The sequence below is a fragment of the Mycobacterium sp. NGS48 genome (assembly GCF_059812585.1).
In genome coordinates, this window is the sequence record NZ_JCALCY010000007.1 from 39546 (window position 1) to 60385 (window position 20840).

Sequence of the window (20840 nt, forward strand, 5' to 3'; positions counted from 1 at the left end):
AGGCTACTCGGGCGCCGCGCCGGGCGTGACGCTCGCGACCGGATCAGGCTGCGGCCGGGCGTGTGGTGGCGTATCGCAGCGCCTCACCGATGGTGTTGTGGTCGAACTGGAAGCCGGCGCGCTCGAGGGCGCTCGGGATCACCCGCTGACCACACAGCAGGCCCTCGTCGGCGAATTCGCCGAGTGCGGCCCGCACCGCGAACCCAGGCATGATCAGCGGCGTGGGCCGATGCACGGCGCGGCCCAGCGCCGCAGTGAATTCCGCGTTCGTCACGGGTGCGGGCCCGGTCAGATTCACCGGCCCGGATAGTGCGCTATTCGAAATGGCGAACTGCAGCGCCCGCAGCTCGTCCTCGAGGCTGATCCACGACATGTATTGGCGGCCGTTGCCCAGCCGGGCGCCCAGGCACACCGAGAACAGTGGTCGCAGCCTGCGCAGCGCACCGCCCGACGGGGACAGCACCAATCCGCTGCGGGCCAGCACCACGCGGACGCCGGCCTGCTGCGCAGGCGCGGTGGCCGCTTCCCAGTCTTGGCACAACTGCGCCAGGAATCCCCTTCCGGCCGAATCTGTTTCGTTGACGGCATGGTCCTTGGTGTTGCCGTAGTAGCCGACGGCGCTGGCGTTGACGAGGATTCCGACACCGGCTTCGGCGACCGCGGCGGACAGCACTTCGGTCGGCGTGATGCGGCTGTCCCGCAGCTCTTGTTTGAAGGCGCCCGACCAGCGTCGCGCTCCAATGTTGATCCCGCACAGGTTGACCACCGCGTCGACACCACGCAGCGCTGAGGCGTCGAACTCGCCGCTATCGGGGTCCCAGCGGATTTCGCCGCCGTTCGCCGGCGCTCTGCGCACGATCCGCAGCACCCGGTGGTCGGCGCTGCGCAGCGCCGCCACCAGAGCCGAGCCGATCAGCCCGGACGAACCCGCGATCGCGATGACTGATTTGGCCATCCCGTCACAACCCCAGGTCGGCCTCGAACGCTCCCTCTTCGAGCCGATGCTTGATCGTGGTCAGGAAACGTCCGGCGTCAGCACCGTCGATCAGGCGGTGGTCATAGGTCAGTGGCAGATAGCAGATCGACCGCACCCCAATGGATTCGTTGCCGGTGTCATCGACGACGACCCGCGGCCGTTTGACGATGGCGCCGGTGCCCAACATGGCGGCCTGCGGCGGTACCAGGATCGGGGTGTCCAGCAACGCGCCCTGGCTGCCGATATTGGTGATGGTGAACGTACCGCCGGACAACTCGTCGGGTTTGAGGTCACCGGAGCGGGCTCGACCGGCGATATCCGCGATCGCGCGGGCCAGCCCGGCCAGTGACAGATCGCCCGCGTTGTGGATGACGGGGGAGAGCAGACCTTGTTCGGTGTCGACGGCGAACCCGAGGTGTTCGGCGTCGTAATAGGTGATCTCCTTGGTCTGTTCGTTGTAGCTGGCGTTGATGTTGGGATGCGTCTTCAACGCGTCGATCACAGCGCGGGCAATGAACGGCAGGAAGGTCAGGTTGACGCCCTCGCGTTCGGCGAACGCGGCTTTGGCTCTGGCCCGTAGCGCCACGATCCGGGTCATGTCGACCTCGTGGGTTTGGGTCAGCTGAGCAGTGGCCTGCAGCGATTCGCGGGTCTTGGCAGCGGTGATCTGGCGAATCCGGCTGGCTTTCGCCGTGGTTCCGCGCAGATGCGCCAGCGCCGGCGCCGGCGTGGGTGCGGGCGGTGTCGGGGCCGCCGCGGCGGCGGGGGCCTGCGCTGCCGGCGGTGGCGGCGGTGCTTTCTTCGCTTCGGCGGCGGCCAGCACGTCCTGTTTGCGGATGCGACCGCCTACCCCGGTGCCGCTGACTTGAGCCAGGTCGATGTTGTTGTCGGCAGCCAGCTTTCGCACCAGCGGGGTGACGTACGGAGCGTTGGGGGTGTCGGCTGCCGGTGCGGCGTCGGGTTGTGGTCGCGCGGGTGTGGGCGCGGGCTCGGGTTGCGCTGGCGGTTTCGGCGCGGGTGCTTGCGGTGCCGGCGCCGCCTCGGGTTTGGGTTGCGGCTGCGGCTCAGGTGCGGGGGCGGGCGGTGCCTGCGGTTCAGGCGCCGGCGCGGCCGCGCCGGTCCCGATCTTGGCCAGCTCCCCGCCGACCGAGACCGTGACGTCCTCCTCGGCGGTGATGCTGACCAGCGTGCCGGCCACCGGCGACGGTATTTCGGTGTCGACTTTGTCGGTGGACACTTCCACCAGCGGCTCGTCGGCGTTCACGGTGTCGCCGACCTTTTTCAGCCAACGGGTCACCGTGCCCTCGGTAACCGATTCACCGAGTTCGGGCATCAGTACCGGGGTAGTGGCGCCGCCCTCGCCGTTGGACGACGGCGCGGCTGGTTGCGGCTCGGGCCGGGACTCGGCCTTAGGCTCCGGCTGAGCGTCCGGCTGCGGCTCGGCAGCCGGCGCGGGCGGTGCCTCGGGGGCGGGTTGCTCGCGTGCACCTTCGTCGGCACCGCCGATGATGGCCAGCTCACCGCCCACCTCGATGGTGTCGTCTTCCTGAGCGACGATCTTGGTCAACACGCCGGCCGCGGGCGAGGGGATCTCGGTGTCGACCTTGTCGGTCGAGACTTCCAACAGCGGTTCGTCGACTTCGACGGTGTCGCCTTCTTGCTTGAGCCAGCGGGTGACCGTCCCCTCGGTAACGCTCTCACCGAGTGCCGGCATCTGGACTGAGAAGGCCATCTCTGTTGACTCCTCGATCGATCGGTCGGTCGGCACGGGGCGACCGCTGGCTTACCAACGCCAAGGTAGCCGGGGTGCGCACCCAACTGGATGTCGAAACCATCCTGTCACTACGGCGTTGCCGCCACGCGTCCAGGGCAGAGTGCGCTGCGGGTGTGCCGAGCAGACATCATTGCGCGACGCCGACTGTGCACTTTCCGGGACGGAAAATCTGGAAGTCGGACATCGGTGACGGCGGCACCGAAATGAATGGCATCTGCGTGGTGAAAAGTCTAAAAGTCGGATCCAAAAGCTGGATAAGCTGCTCGGCGTGTACCCCGACGACACCGGCAAAGACCTCGCCACGGTTCTCTCCTACCTGGCGGGCCGTCCCCTGAGCAGGGAGCAGATCTGGACCGCGATGGAGCTGCCGCGGTCCACCTATTACGACCAGCTGGACAAGGGGACCCTGATCACAGCGGACAACCTTCGCCGGGCCGCCGCCAACCTTGGCATCAACCGGGCCGAGCTGCTGACGCGCTACCGGTTCATCCATCCCGAAGAGGTCACCTCGCTGGCCGAAGAGATCGGTGGACTTAGCTATCCGTTGCAGATCGCTACGGACGCCGCGGTGGTCACGGCGAAAAGACGTCCCAGAATCGAGGAATTTCGGCCGCGTCTCGACGCGCCGCCGCTGTAGAGCACCGCGGTCGCCATGGCACTCACCGCTCTCATCGTCATCACGCTCGCAGCTATTTCGTGGAGCCTGTGGATACGACGCGTCACCTGGAACTGCCGCTGGGAGGTCGCCGCCACGCTCAACATCGCGTTGCAGGGCTGCGCGGTTGCGCTGATGTCGCCCCTGGCAGCAAATACCCTCGGGGTCGCCCTGCATGACATCACCGGCGAGTGGAATCTGCAGAACTACCTCGGGCACGACTGTTATGTCGTCGCCGCGTCGGCGATCGTCTACAACGCCCTTGGCCGCCTTGCCGACGACGACGCCATGCAGGCGGCGTTCAAGCAGTACGTCGAACGGCCGGCCACGTTGTGTATTCCGCTGCTGCTGGCGACCTTTTCGTTGAGCTACGGCAGCAAAACGTATGCGCGGGATTTCTTCGCGCTGCCCACGGATTTCTGGCTGAGCGTGTACTGGCTGCTGTTGTGCGCAACGCTCGCCTACCTACTGGGGTATGGCGCACGCGCACTGCTGGTCCTACGCAAAGACCCGCGGTCGAGGCGCATCGCCACGGTCTATCTGGTGGCGTGTGTCAGCGGAATCATGGCGTGCGTGGTGCGGTTCACCACCGCGCTGATTCCGCCGTTTCAATGCCCGGCAACCGCGGGCCTGGTGTGGTTTTTCGCGTGCATGTGCGGGGCCGTCTTCGCGGTGACGTCGGCGTTGGCGTGGCGGCAAAAGGTCAACTGGTTTCAGCGCTCAACGCTGCACCGTTAGCCATCGCAGATCGCGGCGGGTTCTGACGCGTCGCTGACCACTGTCGGGGGTATACGCAGGGGTCAGCCTGATGCGAAAGGACCTCGGCGATGATGGCGACACGAGAACTGTCCGCGACTCGAGATGTGCATGCGTCTTGCCAGCGGGTCTGGGAGGTGCTCGCCGACGGATGGACCTATAGCCAATGGGTGGTCGGCAATAGCCGCACCCGTGCCGTCGACTCGGACTGGCCACAGCCCGGCACCGCCATCAGGCACTCGATCGGGGTGTGGCCATTGGTGATCGACGACCAGACGTCGGTCGAGAGCTGTGTGCCGTTGCAGGAGTTGGTGCTGCGCGCGGGGCTGGGCCCGCTCGGCGCAGCACAAATCACGATGCGCCTGGCCGAGATCCCGGATGGGTGCCGGGTGGAGATGATTGAAGTACCCGCCGAGGGGGCGGTCAACCTCATCCCCGACCGGTTGACACTGGTGGCGATCCATCCTCGCAACCGCGAGTGCATCTTGCGGCTGGCCGCACTTGCTGAACGGTTCGACCCCAGTCAGGTGAAGTGACCGCTCACATGGCCGCTGAGCAATTCGATGCGGTGGTGGTCGGCTCCGGGCCGAATGGACTTGCTGCCGGAGTGACGCTGGCAGAAGCAGGCCGACGAGTCCTCATTCTGGAAGGTTCCGACACTCCGGGCGGGGGCACCCGATCCGCGCATGTCACCAATGACGAATCGGTGCACGACATCTGCTCAGCGATACACCCGCTGGCGATGGCCTCGCCGGCGTTTCGGCGTTGGCCGCTGGCAGATTTCGGTCTCGAGTGGATATTTGCGCCGATCGAGGCTGCCCACCCGCTTGATGACGGCACCGCCGTCCCGCTCTACCGTGACGTCAGCAAGGCGGCCGCCGCAATGGGCGTCGACAGGGCCGCCTACGAGGAATTGCTGACTCCGTTGGTGTCCAATGGGATTGAGTTATTCGACAGCATCCTCGACCCTTTCCCGCCCAAGCACCCGTTGACAGTCGCCAAGTTCGCCCGCTTCGGGACGTCATCGATCGTCGGCTTCTCGAAGCGCCATTTCACCGACGAGAGGGCGCCCGCGCTGCTTGCCGGCATGGCCGCACACTCTTTCATGCCGCTCAGTCTCGTCGGTACCGCTGCGGCGGGTTTCATGTTCGCGATAAGCGCGCACCGAACCGGTTGGCCGATGCCTCGCGGCGGATCGCAAAAGATAGCCGATGCGCTACTGGGGTATTTCGAGCACCTTGGCGGCGAGATCCGCCTGGGTCATTGGGTCAGGCGATTGTCGGACGTGCCTTCCCATCGCGTGCTGATGCTCGATGTGTCCCCGACGCAAGTGGCAACCATCCTCGGTGACAGTGTGCCGACCTGGTATCGGCGGCTGTTTTCCAATTACCGGTATGGTCCGGGCCTCTGCAAAGTCGACTACCTACTGGATGGCCCAATTCCATGGCGGGCCGACGAGTGCAAGGATGCCGCTACCGTCCATCTTGGTGGCACGCTGCAGCAGGTCGCCGCAAGCGAGTCGACGGTGAACAAGGGCCGACACGCGTCGAAACCTTTTGTCCTGCTTGCTAACCAGAGCCGCTTTGACTCCACACGCACCTCGGCCGGTCAACAGACGGTATGGACCTACTGCCATGTGCCGAACGGGTCGACAATTGACATGTCCGAAGCGATCGGGAATCAAATCGAGCGGTTCGCGCCCGGCTTCAAAGACAGGATCGCCAAGAAGGTGACGACCACCGCCAAGCAGCAGGAAGCCCGCAATCCAAACATGTGCGGCGGAGTGATCAACGGAGGCTTTCAGGATCCGCTGAGATACGTCGTGAACTTGGCCACCAGACTGCGGCCCTACCGGTTGCCGCGCCGCGGCAGCTACCTTTGTTCATCCTTCACACCGCCTGGCCCGGGAGTGCATGGCATGCCCGGGTATTTGGCCGCGCGCGGCGCCCTGCGGACCGACTTGCGGTAAAGGAACTCAACACCCTAGCCGTGTTCGGCGATGTCCTCCAACGCCGCGAACATGGTGCGGGTCGGCACACCGGTACCGCCCTTGGGCGTGTAACCCCACGGGCTACCGGTGTTGTACGCCGGGGCGGCCACGTCGATGTGGGCCCAGGCCACCCCGTCGGCGACGAACTCGCGCAGGTACACCCCGGCCACCAGCATCCCGGCGAAGCGCTGCCCGCTGACGTTAGCCAGATCGGCCACCGTCGACTTCAAGTCATCCTTGAGTTCGTCGGGCAGCGGCATCGCCCAACCGTTTTCGCCGACGGCCTGCGAGATGGCGGCCACCCGGTCGCGGAACTCGTCGCTGCCCATCACGCCAGGGGTACGGGCACCCAGCGCCACCGTCTGCGCGCCGGTCAGAGTCGACGTCTCGATCAGGTAATCCGGGTTGTCTTCGCAGGCCCGGACGATGGCGTCGGCCAGAATCAGCCTGCCCTCGGCGTCGGTGTTGAGCACCTCGACGGTGGTGCCGCCGTACTGGGTCAGCACATCACCGGGTCGTTGCGCGGTCGCCGACGGCATGTTCTCCGCCATCGGTACGGTGGCGATCACCTCGATGGGCAATTCGAGTTGCGCAGCAAGCGTCACTGTCGCGATGACGGCGGCGGCCCCGCCCATGTCGGAGGTCATATGGTGCATCGAGGCGGCCGGCTTGATCGAGATGCCGCCGGTGTCAAAGGTGATGCCCTTGCCGACCAGCGCGACCCGCTTGGGCTGGCCCTGCGTTTGGGGGCGGTACCGCAGCCGCACCAGCCGCGGCGGGCGCGACGAGCCCTTGCCCACCCCGATCACTCCGCCGTAGCCGGCTTTGTGCAGCGCCTTGTCGTCGAGCACTTCAACCTCGAGACCGACCGATTGGCCTAAAGCCTTTGCCCGGCTGGCGAATTCGGCGGGAAATAGGTGGCTGGGTGGCGTGTTGACGAAGTCGCGGGCAGTGGCCACGGCGGTCGCGACGGCCGCCGCGCGCGAGGCTTCGGTTTTGGCGGCCCTGGCGGTGGCGAGAACGGTGAGCTTGCGCAGACCACGGTCTTTCGGCGCCGTCTTGCCGCTGCGGAAGTCGGTGAAGCGATAACCGCCCAGGATCAGGCCTTCCACCGCGCCGGCCAGGTCCAGCTCGCTCAGGGTGGTGATGACGGCCTCGGTGCCGCCCAGCGCGCGCGCCGCCGCACCCGCAGCGCGGCGAATCACCTCGGCGGGCCACTCGTCACGACGCTTACCCAGACCGACGGTGAGCACACTGGCCACCGGCAGCGACTTCACCACCAGCCGATGGGTCTGTTCGTTGCCGCCGGTGGCGTCCAGCGCTCGCAGGGCGCCCTCGATCTCGGTGATGGCGTCGGCGTCCAGGAACGGCTCGGCTGCCGCGACGACCGCGCCGGGCCTGTCCTCGTCACCGGTCGAGACGACCGGCACGACCAGTACGGCCGAAGCGGCGCCGCGCCGCGGTAGCGAAGAGGCAACAGTGACTGCGGGGGATTGGTAGCCGGGTTCGGTGCTCACAGGGCACCACCTTAACGACCGGTGGACAGGCTCAACTCGTACGCCGTTACCGGCTCGTCGAAACCTTTCAGTGTCAAGGGTTCCTGCTCGATCACCGGCCAGTCCGGCAATTCGGCATGGACATCCGCGGCGGTGAGGACCTGGCCAGGTGAGGCGGCAGCAACCAACCGGGCGGCCAGGTTCACCGCGTTGCCGTAGTAATCGCCATTGATGGCCAGCACCGCCCCGTAAGCCAGGCCGGCGCGCACCTGTAGTCCGGTTTCCCGCGCCAGGGGGTGGCCGACGAGATCGACCGCCGCCCTGGCCAGCCGTTCGGCGCTCGGACTCACCCACATCACGGCATCGCCGATGAACTTGACTACCCGCCCGCCGTCGGCGTGCACCACATCGGAGACATTGGCGGAAAAGCCGTTGAGCAGAGTCGACAACTCGGCGGGCGTGAGCAGTTGGGTCAGCGCAGTGAAGCCGGACAGGTCCAGGAAACCGACACCGCACACCATGCTCGCCGACGGGCCCCCGCCGAGACCCTCGAGGAACGTTCGGGCACTGACCAGGTGGTGGCGGTGCACGGCGTCGATCATGGCGCCGATGCGGGGGATGAGCTCCGTGGTCGTCCGCCAGGCTCGCGCGGTGGCGAGTTCGTCTTGGGTGTGCCCGAGCCACACGTCGGGCAGGCTAAGCCGGATCATCGACGACTCGGCCTCGGCCAGCCGGGCCATCGTCACGCCGAGCACCCGCAGGAAGCCGTCGGCGGGGTCGCCAAGCTGCGCCCGCATCGCGAACCAGGTTCCCAGACCATCGACATCGGCCTCGCTCAACGCCGGCGTGTCGCGGCCCGCGACGCACAGGCCGAGCATCGTCCAGGCCTGCTCGACATCCTCGACCGGAACACTCAGCACGTCGGCGGCGCTTTGCAGGCTGTAGACGGGCGGGCCCGACCAGCCCAGCACGTCACCCGCAAGCCCGAACAGGCGGCCGCGACGCTCGGCCTCGACCATGTCGCCTGGGGTGAACCCGAGGTCATCGAGGTAGTGGATGAGCGGCGCCCGGTTGCGCGCATCGGCGAGTCCGGCAGCTTCCAGCGCATCAAAATTGACCACCTGATTAGTGTGGGGCATCGTGCGCGCCGCGATATGCAGAGCGCGGCGATTAGGAGGAGCGGCGCAGGATGCCCGAAGAGCTGCAGCACGGACCGCTGGAAGACCGCCACCGTGAGCTGGGCGCCAGCTTCGCCGAGTTCGGCGGTTGGCTGATGCCAGTGTCGTATGCCGGTACGGTCAGCGAGCACACCGCCACCCGGACAACCGTCGGACTGTTCGATGTCAGCCACCTGGGCAAGGCGTCGGTGCGCGGCCCGGGCGCCGCGCAATTCGTCAACGCCGCGCTCACCAACGACCTGGGCCGCATCGGGCCGGGCAAGGCGCAATACACGTTGTGCTGCACCGAATCCGGCGGCGTCATCGACGATCTGATCGCCTATTACGTCGCCGACGACGAGATCTTTCTGGTGCCCAACGCCGCCAACACCGCCGCGGTGGTTGCCGCACTGCAGCAGGCTGCCCCGGCGGAGCTCACGATCAGCGACGAGCACCGCAGCTATGCGGTGCTGGCGGTGCAGGGCACGCGTTCGACCGAGGTTCTCGACGAATTGGGGCTACCGACCGGCATGGACTACATGGGATATGCCGATGCGGTGTTATCCGGCGTGCCGGTGCGGGTGTGCCGCAGTGGGTACACCGGTGAGCACGGCTATGAGCTGTTGCCGCCGTGGGAGTCGGCGGGTGTGGTGTTCGACGCGCTGGTGGCCGCGGTGAGCCGAGCCGACGGTCAACTGGCCGGCCTGGGTGCCCGCGACACGCTGCGCACCGAAATGGGTTATCCGCTGCACGGCCACGAGTTGTCGGCCGATATTTCGCCGCTGCAGGCCCGCTGCGGGTGGGCGATCGGCTGGAAGAAGGACGCGTTCTTCGGCCGCGACGCGCTGCTGGCCGAAAAGGCGGCGGGTCCTCGACGGGTGCTGCGCGGGCTGCGCGCAGTCGGTCGCGGTGTGCTGCGGCCCGGCCTGACGGTGAGCGACGGCGACCGCAAGGTTGGCGTCACCACGTCGGGAACATTTTCACCGACATTGAAAGTCGGTATCGCACTGGCGCTGATCGACACCGATGCAGATGTCCAGGACGGTCAGCGGGTGAACGTCGACGTCCGTGGCCGCGCCGTCGAATGCGAAGTGGTCCGACCCCCATTCGTCGAACCAAAAACTCGCTAGCGCCCGGATATACAATCGCCCCATGACCAGCGGCCACCTCGAGTTCACGGTTTCGCGCACCGCAAACCCGACCAGTGACCAGGTGCGCCAATCGATCCTGGCCAATCCCGGCTTCGGCAAGTACCACACCGACCACATGGTGTCGATCGACTACACCGACGGCCAGGGGTGGCACGACGCGCGGGTGATGGGTTACGGCCCCATCGAACTGGACCCGTCGGCGATCGTGCTGCACTACGCGCAAGAAGTGTTCGAAGGGCTCAAAGCGTATCGATGGGCGGACGGCTCGATCGTCTCGTTCCGGCCCGACGCCAACGCCGCCCGGATGCGAGCGTCATCGCGGCGGATCGCGATCCCGGAGCTTCCCGACGAGTTGTTCATCGAATCGCTGCGACAACTGATCGCCGTCGACGACGGATGGGTGCCCCCGGCCGGTGGTGAGGAGTCGTTGTACTTGCGCCCGTTCGTGATTGCCACTGAGCCGGGACTGGGTGTACGCCCGGCGAAGCAGTACCGGTTTCTGGTGCTGGCCTCGCCGGCCGGTGCGTACTTCCCGCGGGGCGTCAAACCGGTCACCGTGTGGGTGTCGACGGAATACGTCCGGGCCAGCCCCGGCGGCACCGGAGCGGCCAAATTCGGCGGCAACTACGCCGCGTCACTGGTGGCTCAGGCGCAAGCCGCCGAGAACGGCTGCGACCAGGTGGTGTGGCTCGACGCGGTGGAGCGGCGCTACATCGAAGAGATGGGCGGGATGAACATCTTCTTCGTGTTCGGCAGCGGCGGATCGGCCCGACTGGTCACCCCCGAGCTGTCCGGCTCACTGCTGCCGGGCATCACTCGAGATTCGTTGCTGCAGTTGGCAACCGACGCCGGCTTCGCCATCGAGGAACGCAAGATCGACATCGACGAGTGGCAGAAGAAGGCAGCCGCAGGTGAGATCACCGAGGTGTTCGCCTGCGGCACGGCCGCGGTGATCACCCCGATCGCCCACGTCAAGCACGGCGAGGGCGACTTCACCATCGCCGACGGCGAACCCGGTGAAATCACGATGGCGCTGCGCGACACGTTGACCGGCATTCAGCGCGGCACGTTCGCCGACACCCACGGCTGGATGTCGCGGCTCGGCTAGCCTGCCGCGAGCAGCACTGCGCTCACCGTCGTGGTCAACTCGATCGCAGCACCGAGCACGTCGCCGCTGATGCCGCCGAACCGGCGTACGCAGTGGGCGACCAGAACGGCACTAAGGCACAGCGCCACCAGTACTGCCACCGGACCCTGCCACAGCCGCGGAGCCGCCCACAGCGACGCCACCACCAGCACTGCGACCCAGACCAGCACCGCCGCCGCGGGCTGGGTGGCGGCCACTCGGGCGCCCAGGGTGCTGCCCTCGGCCGCGGGCACCGACCGGCGGCAAGCCAGCACCGCCGCAACGCGTCCGGCGGCCACCGCGACGACAATGCCGACCGCGGTCAACGACGCAAAGGCCAAGCTCTGCAATGCAATCACCAAGACGACGGCGGCGACTCCGAACGGGCCGCTCGACCCGTCGCGCATCACCTGCAGTGCGCGTTGCGGCGGCCCGTAACAGCCCAGCCCGTCGGCGGTGTCGGCCACGCCGTCGATGTGCAGGCCGCGTGTCGCCGCGAGCAGGGCGGCCACTGCGAGCAGACCCGCCAGCGGGCTGCCCGCCCCGAACGCCAGCACGGCAACCCAGGCCACGCCGGCGGCCAGGCCGCCCAACGCGGCGCCCACCAGCGGCAGCGCGCTCACCGCGGCGCCACCCACCGGCCGGTCCGCCGCACCGGGCAGCGGTAAAACAGTTCCGAAGCCGAAAGCGGTTGCCAGCGAGCGGATCACGATGGGCGCTTGTCGGAGCGGCAGGAAACGCCGGCGGTTGCGAAAGTTGCCATCGACGACAGTGCGGCCACCGCGGCCCGCAGCACCGGCAGCGCCGCCGCCGCCCCGGTGCCTTCGCCCAACCGCATTCGCAGGTCCAATATGGGATCGAGCTCCAACTGAGCCAACGCCAGTTGGTGCGCCGGTTCGGTGGAGCGGTGACCGGCCTGCCACCACAACCGAGCGCCGGGCGCCAACCTGTCGGCGACCAGGGCGGCTGCGGTGACCGCCAGACCGTCCAGCATCAGTGGGGTGCGCCGAACTGCGGCCTGTGCACAGAAGCCGCTCATCGCGGCGAGGTCGGCGCCGCCGCAACACCGCAGCAAGGCAACCGGATCCGAGCGCACCCGCTCGGCCCGGAACAGCGCGTCGCGGACCGCTGCGGTCTTGCGTGCCCACCCGGCATCGTCGATACCGGTTCCGTAGCCGACTGCTGCGACCGGCTCGGTGCCGGTCAGGGCCGCAACCAGAACGGTTGCCGCCGTGGTGTTCCCGATGCCCATGTCGCCGGCGATCAGCAGATCGGCGCCGGCGTCGACCTCTTCGTCGGCGATCCGCCGGCCAGCGTCGATCGCCGCGGTGGTTTCCTCGTCGGTCAACGCGTCCTGCACCGCGATGTCACCGCTGCCGCGGCGCACCTTATGAGCGCCGATCTGCGGCGACAGCGCATCAGCATCCACGGCAAGGTCAGCGACCCGCACGGTCGCCCCGGCGACCTCGGCGAATGCGTTGATCGCCGCGCCGCCGGCCCCGATATTGGCGATCATCTGGGCGGTGACCTCCGGCGGGTACGCCGATACCCCTGACCGCGCGACACCATGGTCACCGGCAAAGACGACAACCCGGGCGCGCTCGAATTGCTCTGGCGGACAATGGCCCTGACACGACGCAAGCCAGACCGCCAAGTCCTCGAGGCGACCCAGCGACCCCGCCGGCTTGGTCAGGATGTCCTGCCGGGCGCGAGCCGCCGCGGCGACATCCGCATCGGGAGGCGTCACCGGCGGAAAGGTCATCAGAACCCCGAGGGCGTGTTCGGCACCGGCCGCTGTCAGGCGACGCTGTCGCCGCGCTTGACCTGGGGCCGAGGAGCTCGCATCCGGCGCATTTGCGAAGCCCGGCCCGCAGCGTAAAGGCCTAACTTCCAACGGCTTTCGGTATTGTCGGGGAATTTCTCGTCAACCATCCTGGTGACCTTGCGGCCCAGGATGACCCCGTCGATCATCATCAGAGCCATCAACGCCAGCATCGCGGGCGACATGTACAGCTGCAGCTGCGGTACGCCGAACATGACGAACATCAGCGTCAGCGCCAACGGCATGAACAATCCCAGCACGTTGCGGCGAGAGTCCACCACGTCGCGGGCGAACCGGCGCACCGGGCCCCGGTCGCGCGGCAGCAGATGGGCCTCGTCGCCGGCCATCATGCGTTCCCGCCGGTCGGTCATCTGCGCGCGGCGGACGGTCCGCTCAGCCCGCCGCTCCTCGCGGGACAGTTTCGGGCCGGCCATCGCCTTGCGCCGGGCGCGGGCTTCAGCGGAGGTCATCGGCGCCGGCGCGACCGGACCGCGCCGTTTGTTGCTTCGTTTCGGGGTGGGCCGCCCCTTGGGCGCGGTGGATTGACGCGCATCCCCGGTGGTGACGACGGCGTCCTGATCTGCCGGTGCCTCGATCTCATCCGGGGCGACACCGACGTCCTTCTTGCGGCCCAGCAGCTTCACAGTCGCCAGGTTACTTCGCAGCCGGTTTCGATCGGTAAACAGCCTTCGACGAGCACACGTGGCACCGAGCCCCTACGCTCGCTGAGATGAGCGGCCCGGACGTGCTGCGCGTGTTGATCGCCCCGGATAGCTATGGCGACACGTTGACCGCCGTGCAGGCCGCCGCCGCCATCGCCACCGGCTGGAATCGCACGCGGCCACGCGATCAGTTCACCATCGCGCCGCAGTCCGACGGCGGACCCGGCTTCGTCACGGTATTGGCCGACCGGCTCGGGCAGCGCCGCCGGCTACGGGTCGCCGGGCCGCTTGACGACGACGTCGAGGCCGACTGGGTGTTCGATCCGGGATCGACGACCGCATACCTGGGCTGCGCGGAAGCTTGCGGCCTGGCCCAACTCGGCGGTCCGCCGACACCGCAGACTGCGCTGGCCGCCGGCAGTAGGGGAGTCGGCCAGCTCATCGCAGCGGCGCTGGCGGCGGGCGCGACGCGTGTCTTCGTTGGGCTGGGCGGTAGCGCCAGCACCGACGGCGGTCGCGGACTCGTCGACGAACTCGGCGGTCTGGAGGTCGCTCGACAACGGCTGGCCGGGGTGGAACTGGTCGCCGCCTCCGACGTCGAATACCCGCTGCTGGGGCCGTGGGGCGCCGCGCGGGTGTTCGGACCGCAGAAAGGCGCCGACGCCGAGACGGTCAGCGCGCTGGAACAGCGGCTCAGCGACTGGGCGGCCGAACTGGACGCGGCGGCCGGACGCCAGGTGAGCGCCGAATCCGGTGCCGGTGCGGCGGGCGGGATCGGGGCGGCGTTGCTGGCGCTGGGCGGCCGGCGCGAATCGGGCGCGGCGATCATCGCCGAGCACACCGGGCTGGCCGATGACTTTGCCGTGGCAGACCTCGTCGTTACCGGAGAAGGTCAACTCGACGAGCAATCGCTGCACGGCAAGGTCGTCGGGGCGCTGGCCGCCGCGGCGCGCTCGCGGCAAATCCCGGTGCTGGTGCTGGCCGGCCAGGTCGGTCTCGACGGCTTCACGCAGCGATCGGCGGGCATAACGGCCGCCTACGCGATCGCCGACTATGCCGGTTCGGTCCGGCTGGCGCTGGTCGATGCGGCCAACCAGCTGATGGGTTTGGCTTCGGCGGCAGCCGCGCAACTCGGGAATAGTGGCCGAACAAGGTACCTTTGACTAGGTGGGTTTTTAATCGGACGCTCAGCGCCGAGCGGACCCATCCCAGGCGATTTAGGCATGTAGGCACATGTAGGGAGACGCAATGACTGTTCAGGACCAGTCGACCGCCACCACCCACGGCGTGATCTTGACCGACGCCGCCGCGGCCAAGGCGAAGTCACTGCTGGACCAGGAGGGCCGCGACGATCTGGCGCTGCGTATCGCGGTTCAGCCGGGCGGGTGCGCCGGTCTGCGGTACAACCTGTTCTTCGACGACCGTTCCCTCGACGGTGACCTGACCGCGGAGTTCGGTGGTGTGAAGCTGGCTGTCGACCGGATGAGCGCTCCCTACCTGCAAGGTGCCTCGATCGACTTCGTTGACACGATCGAAAAGCAGGGCTTTACGATCGACAACCCCAACGCGGGCGGGTCGTGCTCCTGCGGCGACTCGTTCAACTGAGGCTGTCGTCTTCGGCGGATTAGTAGCTGCCGGCTGTTCGCAGCACGTAAGAGCACACTCGCACCTGGTTGTGCTGGAACAATAACTGCGCGATGCCCTGAACCTCGTCGCGCGGCGGCCCGCCCGTTGCGGGGGTGACCCGCATGGTGAACAGCACCTGCGCCTGGTAGTTCGACCAGTAGACAATCTTGTCGATCGAGGTCACCTGGGCGTCGGAGAACTGCTTGCGAAAGGCGTCGCTGGACAGTTTGGCCAGCGCCTCGTCCGGCCGCCGGTCCCGCACGGCGTCGTAGATGCCGCACAACGTGTTGCGGGCGATGGCTTCGGTATCGCGCTGCTCCAGCGCGTCCAGATAGCCCTGGATCGCCGATTTGGCCGTTGCCTCGGAAAATACGGCACCCGTGGTGGCCGATTTGTCGCTTCGCACCCCGTACACGATCGCCCCGATCATCACGGCGATCAGTGCCACAGCCACCATCGCTCCGATGACCCACCGTCGTCGCTGCCGCGTTGGATAGGGCACCGGCGGGGGCAACTGGCCTGGATAAGCGGCCGCGGGCGGCGCTGCCTGCGTGTCTCCTGCCCCTGTTGAGCCGGGGTAGTCGGGCGGCGTCGGAATCGGCTGACTGGGATGCGGATCGGTGAGCGGCGGCCCGTCGGCGCCGAGAGGATGGTTCGGCGAGTAGGGACCGGGCATCAAGGGTTCTCCTACGCTGTGGATGAGACGGCGGACGGTTGCCGTCAGCAGCCATCGGGTTGCTCTAGGCAGGCTAACGCACCCTTGGCGGCTGGCCGCGGTGCAACGGCCACCGCTACCGCGCGTAGTCTTCGCTAGACAAGCTTAGAAATTGAAGGGTGGATTTTTCGTGACGATTGCGGTGACCGGTTCGATTGCAACTGACCATTTGATGCGCTTTCCGGGCCGGTTTTCCGAACAACTGCTCGCGGATCATTTGCAGAAGGTTTCGCTGAGCTTTCTGGTCGACGATCTCGTGATCCACCGCGGCGGGGTGGCCGGCAACATGGCTTATGCCATCGGCGTGCTCGGCGGCGATGTCGCGCTGGTGGGCGCTGCCGGCGACGACTTCGGCGACTACCGCGAATGGCTGCACAGCCACGGCGTCAAGTGCGACAACGTGCTGATCTCGACGACGTCGCACACTGCGCGCTTCGTCTGCACCACCGACACCGAGATGGCCCAGATCGCATCGTTTTACCCGGGCGCGATGTCGGAGGCGCGGGACATCTCCCTGGCCAAGGTCGTCGACGACGTCGGCACACCGGAGTTGGTGATCGTCGGGGCCAACGACCCGGAGGCGATGTTCCTGCACACCGAGGAGTGCCGCAAGCTCGGGCTGGCGTTCGCCGCCGACCCGTCCCAGCAGCTGGCCCGGTTGACGGGCGAGGAGATCCGCCGGCTCATCGACGGCGCCACCTACCTGTTCACCAACGACTACGAGTGGGATCTGCTGCTGTCCAAGACCGGCTGGACCGAAGCCGAGGTGATGGCGCAGGTCGGGCTGCGGGTAACCACGCTGGGTGCCAAGGGCGTCGACATCGTCGACCGCGACGGTGCCACCATCCATGTCGGCGTGGTGCCGGAGACCAGCCAGGTCGACCCCACCGGCGTCGGCGACGCATTCCGGGCCGGCTTTTTGACCGGGCGTAGCGCCGGCCTCGGGCTGGAGCGCTCTGCCCAGCTCGGATCGCTGGTCGCAGTGCTGGTGTTGGAGTCGACCGGCACCCAGGAATGGGAGTGGGACCGCGAGTCCGCGGTGAGCCGGCTGGCCGGCGCCTACGGCGACGAGGCCGCTGCCGAGATCGCCGCGGCGCTGGCCTAAGCGCCGCGTCTGCTCGGCGCTACAACTGCACCGGGTAGTGCGGTTCGCTGATCTGCGGCACCACACTGCGCTCGACGAAGATCGCGTGCCACAGCATGAAAATCAGCACGGTCCACAATCGGCGGCTGTGATCGGTTGTACCGCAACGATGTTCGTCGAGCATCCGGCGCACCGCGGCGACGTCGACGAACTCGCCGGCCTGTGACGAGTCAGTCAGGGCATAGGCCCACTCCAGCAGTTCTCCCGCGCGCAGCCAGTGCCGGATCGGCACCGGGAAGCCCAGCTTGGGCCGGTTGAGCACATGCGCCGGGACGACGGACTCCAGCGCCCGGCGCAGCGCGTACTTCGTCGTGGTGCGGGTGATCTTGGCCTCCAGCGGCAACCGCGACGCCACCGCGAACACCTCGGGATCCAGGAACGGCACCCGCAGTTCCAGCGAGTTGGCCATCGTCATCTTGTCGGCCTTGACCAGGATGTCGCCGCGCAACCACGTGAACAGGTCGATGTGCTGCATGCGGGCCACCGGATCCCAACCGGCCGATTCGGCGTAGATCGGCGCCGTCACGTCGGTGTGGGTCCAGTCCGGACGAAACCCGGGCAGCACAGCACGCAGCTGCGCATCGGAGAAACTACGCGCGTTGCCGTAGTAGCGCTCCTCCAATGTCAACGAGCCCCGGTGCAGCAGACTCTTGCCGCGCATGCCGTCGGGCAGCGGCTTGGACACCTTGCCCATCGACCGCCGCAGCGGGGCGGGCAGATAGTCGAACGGCCGCAGCGACAGCGGCTCCCGATAGATCGTGTAGCCACCGAACAGTTCGTCGGCACCCTCACCGGAGAGCACCACCTTGACATGCTTGCGGGCCTCGCGCGCGACGAAGAACAGCGGCACCAGCGCGGGGTCGGCTACCGGTTCGTCGAGGTACCAGACAATCTCGGGCAGGGCGGCGACGAACTCAGCGGGGCTGACCACTTTGGCGATATGCCGTGCACCGATCGCCTCGGCCGAAGCGACGGCAACGTCGATCTCGGAGAATCCCTCCCGCTCGAAGCCGGTGGTGAAGGTGATCAGCCGCGGGTTGTGCCGGATGGCCAGGGCAGCGATCGCCGTGGAATCGATGCCGCCGGACAGAAACGACCCGACGGTGACGTCGGCGCGCATGTGCTTGGCCACCGAGTCCTCTAACACTGCGGTGATCTCGTTGTAGCGAGCCTGCGCGGTATCCCGGGTGATCGGGGTGGCGGCGAATCGCGGTACGAAGTAGCGGGTGAGGGTCGGCGGCTCTGTTCCCGGGCGGAGCCGCAGATAACATCCCGATTCCAGTCGACGCACCCCGCGGTGCAGTGTCTCCGGCTCAGGTACGTACTGCAGCACCGTGTAGTGCTGCACGGCCCGAGGGTCGATTCGGGTGTCGAAGCCCACCTGGTCGGCCAGATCCAACAGGCACTTCTTCTCGCTGGCTACCGCGGTGCCGCCGGATCCGGTCGCCACGAACAGCGGCTTGATGCCGAATGGGTCTCGGGCGCAGAACAATTCGCGGGTGACGGTGTCCCACAGCGCAAACGCGAACATGCCGCGCAACCGTCGTAACGCGTCGGGGCCCCAATGGTGGTAGGCGGCGATGATGGCCTCACCGTCGCCATCGGTGGCGAACGTGACGTCGTGCTCGTCGGTCAGCTCTGCACGCAACTCCAGGTAGTTGTAGATCTCGCCGTTGAACACCAGCACATACCGGTCGGGTGACTCCGGCGGTCCCCAGCGCAGGGGCTGGTGTGAGTGGGCGATGTCGATGATGGACAGCCGGTTGAAGCCCAGCACGACCGTCCCGTCGGGGTCGGCCCAAGTCCCCGGCTCGTCGGGCCCGCGGTGACGCATCAGATGCGAGGCGCGGGCGATCGCATCGGTGACTTCGTCGGCGCCGTCGACCGCGCTACAACCGGGCGGAACACCGCCGGCCGCGGCAGCCACGAAGGCCAGCAGTCCACACATCGCGCCCAAGTATGCCGCACCCCGGCGAACGGGCTGATCGGGCGACGGGCACGGGGTAGCGACGGCGCGGAGCTGCGCGGGGGAGTCTGCGCGGCTCGCCAGGACGCGTGGTCTACGCTGCGTAGTAGTATTCGACAGCTGCGGCGAGTCGGCCGACTCCCGTCGGCCCAGCTTGTGATACAGGAGGCGCCAACGTGACACTCCGCGGGCCAAGCCGTTCTGCAGGCTCCCGTCGGCTTCGGCTCTTGGTCTTGGCCGGCACGCTGGGCGTTCTGGCGGTCACCCTGAGCGGATGCAGCTGGCAGGAGGCACTGGGCCTGGGCTGGCCGCGCGGGATCACCCCCGAGGCGGAGGCCAACCGGCAGCTGTGGCTTGGCGCGGTGATCGCCTCGTTGGTGGTGGGGGCCATCGTGTGGGGCCTGATCTTCTGGGCCGCGGCGTTTCACCGCAAAAAGGCCAGTGACACCGAGTTGCCGCGCCAGTTCGGTTACAACATGCCGCTGGAGCTGGTGCTGACTGTCACCCCGTTTCTGATCATCTCGGTGCTGTTCTATTTCACCGTGGTGGTGCAGGAAAAGATCATGCATTTGGCGTCCGACCCCGAGGTCGTCGTGGACGTCACGTCGTTCCAGTGGAACTGGAAGTTCGGCTACCAGAAGGTCGATTTCAAGGACGGCACGCTCAAATACGACGGTGCCGACCCGGCGAAGAAGGCGGCGATGGTGTCCAAGCCGGAAGGCAAGGACAAGCACGGCGAGGAACTGGTCGGCCCAGTGGCGGGTCTCAATACCGAGGACCGCACTTACCTCAATTTCGACAAGGTCGAGACGTTGGGGACCAGTACCGAAATCCCGGTCCTGGTGCTGCCGGCGGGCAAGCGGATCGAGTTCCAGCTGGCATCGGCTGACGTCGTGCATTCGTTCTGGGTGCCGGAGTTCTTGTTCAAGCGTGACGTGATGCCCCACCCCGAGGCCAACAACTCGGTGCACAGATTCCAGGTCGCCGAGATCACCCAAACCGGGGCATTCGTCGGGCGCTGCGCCGAGATGTGCGGCACCTATCACTCGATGATGAACTTCGAGGTCCGGGTGGTGGCGCCCAACGACTTCAAGGCCTACCTGGACCAGCGGATCGGCGGTAAGACGAACGCGCAGGCGCTGCAGGCGGTCAACCAATCTCCCGTCGCGGTCACAACGCATCCGTTCGAAACCCGCCGCGGACAGCTGTCGCCGGCGGCGAGCAAGTAGGGGCACCTATGCATATCGAAGCCAGGCTGTTCGAATTCATCGCCGCGTTCTTCATCGTGGTCGCCGTGATCTACGGCGTACTGACGACGTTGTTCGCCACCGGTGGGGTGGAATGGGCCGGCACCACCGCGCTGGTGTTGACCGCCGGTCTGGCGATCATCGTTGCGACCTTTTTCCGGTTTGTGGCGCGCCGGCTCGACACCCGCCCGGAAGACTACGAGGGCGCCGAGATCAGCGATGGTGCAGGTGAATTGGGCTTCTTCAGTCCGCACAGTTGGTGGCCCATCATGATCGCCCTGGCGGGCTCGGTGACCGCTGTCGGTATCGGGTTGTGGTTGCCGTGGTTGATCGCTGCCGGCGTGGTGTTCGTCCTCGCGTCGGCAGCCGGATTGGTCTTCGAGTACTACCTCGGGCCCGAGAAGCACTGATCAGCTCGCTCACAAGGTCACAATCAGGGCATCAGTTGACCCGTCACCAGGTCGCCGGGACTGCCGTGCACCTGCCGGTTGGGTAGGGTTTGCGAGGCACAATGTGGAATTGCGGAGCGTGCGCGGGGCGATGCAGGCGCGTTGTCGCCTGCACTGGTGACGTAGTT

20 protein-coding genes are annotated in these 20840 nt (G+C 67.1%); 11 read left to right on the forward strand and 9 right to left on the reverse strand.

Going from position 1 to position 20840, the window contains the following annotated elements; translation table 11 throughout:
* Positions 1–43: 43 nt before the first annotated feature.
* On the reverse strand, positions 44–955 hold the full coding sequence (locus AC5Y42_RS14605; RefSeq protein WP_499899123.1) for a TIGR01777 family oxidoreductase: 912 nt from the start codon (positions 953–955) through the stop codon (positions 44–46).
* A 4-nt stretch (positions 956–959) separates the two neighbouring features.
* Entirely contained in the window at positions 960–2708 is a 1749-nt protein-coding gene (gene sucB, locus AC5Y42_RS14610; RefSeq protein WP_499899125.1) for a 2-oxoglutarate dehydrogenase, E2 component, dihydrolipoamide succinyltransferase, read from the reverse strand.
* 310 nt (positions 2709–3018) lie between these two features.
* Between sucB and AC5Y42_RS14615 the strand changes: the two genes are divergently transcribed.
* From AC5Y42_RS14615 to AC5Y42_RS14630, 4 genes are all read left to right on the forward strand, one after another.
* On the forward strand, positions 3019–3387 hold the full coding sequence (locus tag AC5Y42_RS14615; RefSeq protein ID WP_499899126.1) for a hypothetical protein: 369 nt from the start codon (positions 3019–3021) through the stop codon (positions 3385–3387).
* Positions 3388–3402: 15 nt separating this feature from the next.
* Complete coding sequence (locus AC5Y42_RS14620) at positions 3403–4143, forward strand: hypothetical protein (RefSeq protein ID WP_499899128.1); 741 nt, start codon at positions 3403–3405, stop codon at positions 4141–4143.
* 89 nt (positions 4144–4232) lie between these two features.
* Positions 4233–4697, forward strand: coding sequence for an SRPBCC family protein (locus AC5Y42_RS14625; RefSeq protein WP_499884187.1), 465 nt, complete (start codon positions 4233–4235; stop codon positions 4695–4697).
* Between the two features lie 8 nt (positions 4698–4705).
* Positions 4706–6130, forward strand: coding sequence for a phytoene desaturase family protein (locus AC5Y42_RS14630; RefSeq protein ID WP_499899129.1), 1425 nt, complete (start codon positions 4706–4708; stop codon positions 6128–6130).
* A gap of 14 nt (positions 6131–6144) precedes the next feature.
* On the opposite strand, the gene AC5Y42_RS14635 is transcribed toward AC5Y42_RS14630, so the two are convergent.
* The gene (locus tag AC5Y42_RS14635) at positions 6145–7668 is read right to left on the reverse strand and encodes a leucyl aminopeptidase (RefSeq protein ID WP_499899130.1); all 1524 of its coding nucleotides are present in this window, start codon (positions 7666–7668) and stop codon (positions 6145–6147) included.
* Between the two features lie 11 nt (positions 7669–7679).
* Positions 7680–8786, reverse strand: coding sequence for an adenylate/guanylate cyclase domain-containing protein (locus tag AC5Y42_RS14640; protein ID WP_499899132.1), 1107 nt, complete (start codon positions 8784–8786; stop codon positions 7680–7682).
* Between the two features lie 50 nt (positions 8787–8836).
* On the opposite strand from AC5Y42_RS14640, the gene gcvT reads away from it, so the two are divergent.
* Complete coding sequence (gene gcvT / locus AC5Y42_RS14645) at positions 8837–9934, forward strand: glycine cleavage system aminomethyltransferase GcvT (protein ID WP_499899133.1); 1098 nt, start codon at positions 8837–8839, stop codon at positions 9932–9934.
* A gap of 22 nt (positions 9935–9956) precedes the next feature.
* A complete protein-coding gene (locus AC5Y42_RS14650) occupies positions 9957–11063 on the forward strand; it encodes a branched-chain amino acid aminotransferase (RefSeq protein ID WP_499899135.1) in 1107 nt (368 codons plus the stop codon).
* Here AC5Y42_RS14650 and AC5Y42_RS14655 read toward each other — a convergent pair.
* The 3 genes from AC5Y42_RS14655 to AC5Y42_RS14665 are packed head-to-tail and all read right to left on the reverse strand — an operon-like array spanning position 11060 to position 13499.
* Positions 11060–11791 carry an adenosylcobinamide-GDP ribazoletransferase gene (locus AC5Y42_RS14655; protein WP_499899136.1) on the reverse strand — a complete coding sequence of 244 codons (732 nt, stop codon included), beginning with the start codon at positions 11789–11791 and terminating at the stop codon, positions 11060–11062. The two genes, AC5Y42_RS14650 and AC5Y42_RS14655, sit on opposite strands and share 4 nt — an antisense overlap.
* Positions 11788–12846 carry a nicotinate-nucleotide--dimethylbenzimidazole phosphoribosyltransferase gene (gene cobT, locus AC5Y42_RS14660; protein WP_499899346.1) on the reverse strand — a complete coding sequence of 353 codons (1059 nt, stop codon included), beginning with the start codon at positions 12844–12846 and terminating at the stop codon, positions 11788–11790. Before cobT ends, AC5Y42_RS14655 begins: the two co-directional genes overlap by 4 nt.
* Positions 12847–12878: 32 nt before the next feature.
* Positions 12879–13499 (reverse strand): DUF3043 domain-containing protein, encoded by a 621-nt coding sequence (locus AC5Y42_RS14665; RefSeq protein WP_499899347.1) that lies wholly within the window; start codon positions 13497–13499, stop codon positions 12879–12881.
* A 152-nt stretch (positions 13500–13651) separates the two neighbouring features.
* Between AC5Y42_RS14665 and AC5Y42_RS14670 the strand changes: the two genes are divergently transcribed.
* Positions 13652–14728: a glycerate kinase family protein gene (locus AC5Y42_RS14670; protein ID WP_499899349.1), complete on the forward strand. Its 1077-nt coding sequence runs from the start codon at positions 13652–13654 to the stop codon at positions 14726–14728.
* Positions 14729–14813: 85 nt separating this feature from the next.
* Positions 14814–15170, forward strand: a complete 357-nt coding sequence (locus AC5Y42_RS14675) for a HesB/IscA family protein (protein ID WP_499899138.1) — start codon at positions 14814–14816, stop codon at positions 15168–15170.
* 19 nt (positions 15171–15189) lie between these two features.
* Here the strand turns inward: AC5Y42_RS14675 and AC5Y42_RS14680 are convergent, their stop codons facing one another.
* Positions 15190–15867, reverse strand: a complete 678-nt coding sequence (locus tag AC5Y42_RS14680) for an Rv0361 family membrane protein (RefSeq protein WP_499899139.1) — start codon at positions 15865–15867, stop codon at positions 15190–15192.
* A 169-nt stretch (positions 15868–16036) separates the two neighbouring features.
* Between AC5Y42_RS14680 and AC5Y42_RS14685 the strand changes: the two genes are divergently transcribed.
* The gene (locus AC5Y42_RS14685) at positions 16037–17011 is read left to right on the forward strand and encodes a carbohydrate kinase family protein (RefSeq protein WP_499899141.1); all 975 of its coding nucleotides are present in this window, start codon (positions 16037–16039) and stop codon (positions 17009–17011) included.
* Between the two features lie 19 nt (positions 17012–17030).
* On the opposite strand, the gene asnB is transcribed toward AC5Y42_RS14685, so the two are convergent.
* Complete coding sequence (gene asnB / locus AC5Y42_RS14690) at positions 17031–18998, reverse strand: asparagine synthase (glutamine-hydrolyzing) (RefSeq protein WP_499899143.1); 1968 nt, start codon at positions 18996–18998, stop codon at positions 17031–17033.
* A 194-nt stretch (positions 18999–19192) separates the two neighbouring features.
* On the opposite strand from asnB, the gene ctaC reads away from it, so the two are divergent.
* Together ctaC and AC5Y42_RS14700 are read left to right on the forward strand one after the other, a co-directional pair.
* Positions 19193–20245: an aa3-type cytochrome oxidase subunit II gene (ctaC, locus tag AC5Y42_RS14695; protein WP_499899145.1), complete on the forward strand. Its 1053-nt coding sequence runs from the start codon at positions 19193–19195 to the stop codon at positions 20243–20245.
* An 8-nt stretch (positions 20246–20253) separates the two neighbouring features.
* Positions 20254–20673, forward strand: a complete 420-nt coding sequence (locus tag AC5Y42_RS14700; RefSeq protein ID WP_499899147.1) for a cytochrome c oxidase subunit 4 — start codon at positions 20254–20256, stop codon at positions 20671–20673.
* Positions 20674–20840 lie beyond the last annotated feature (167 nt).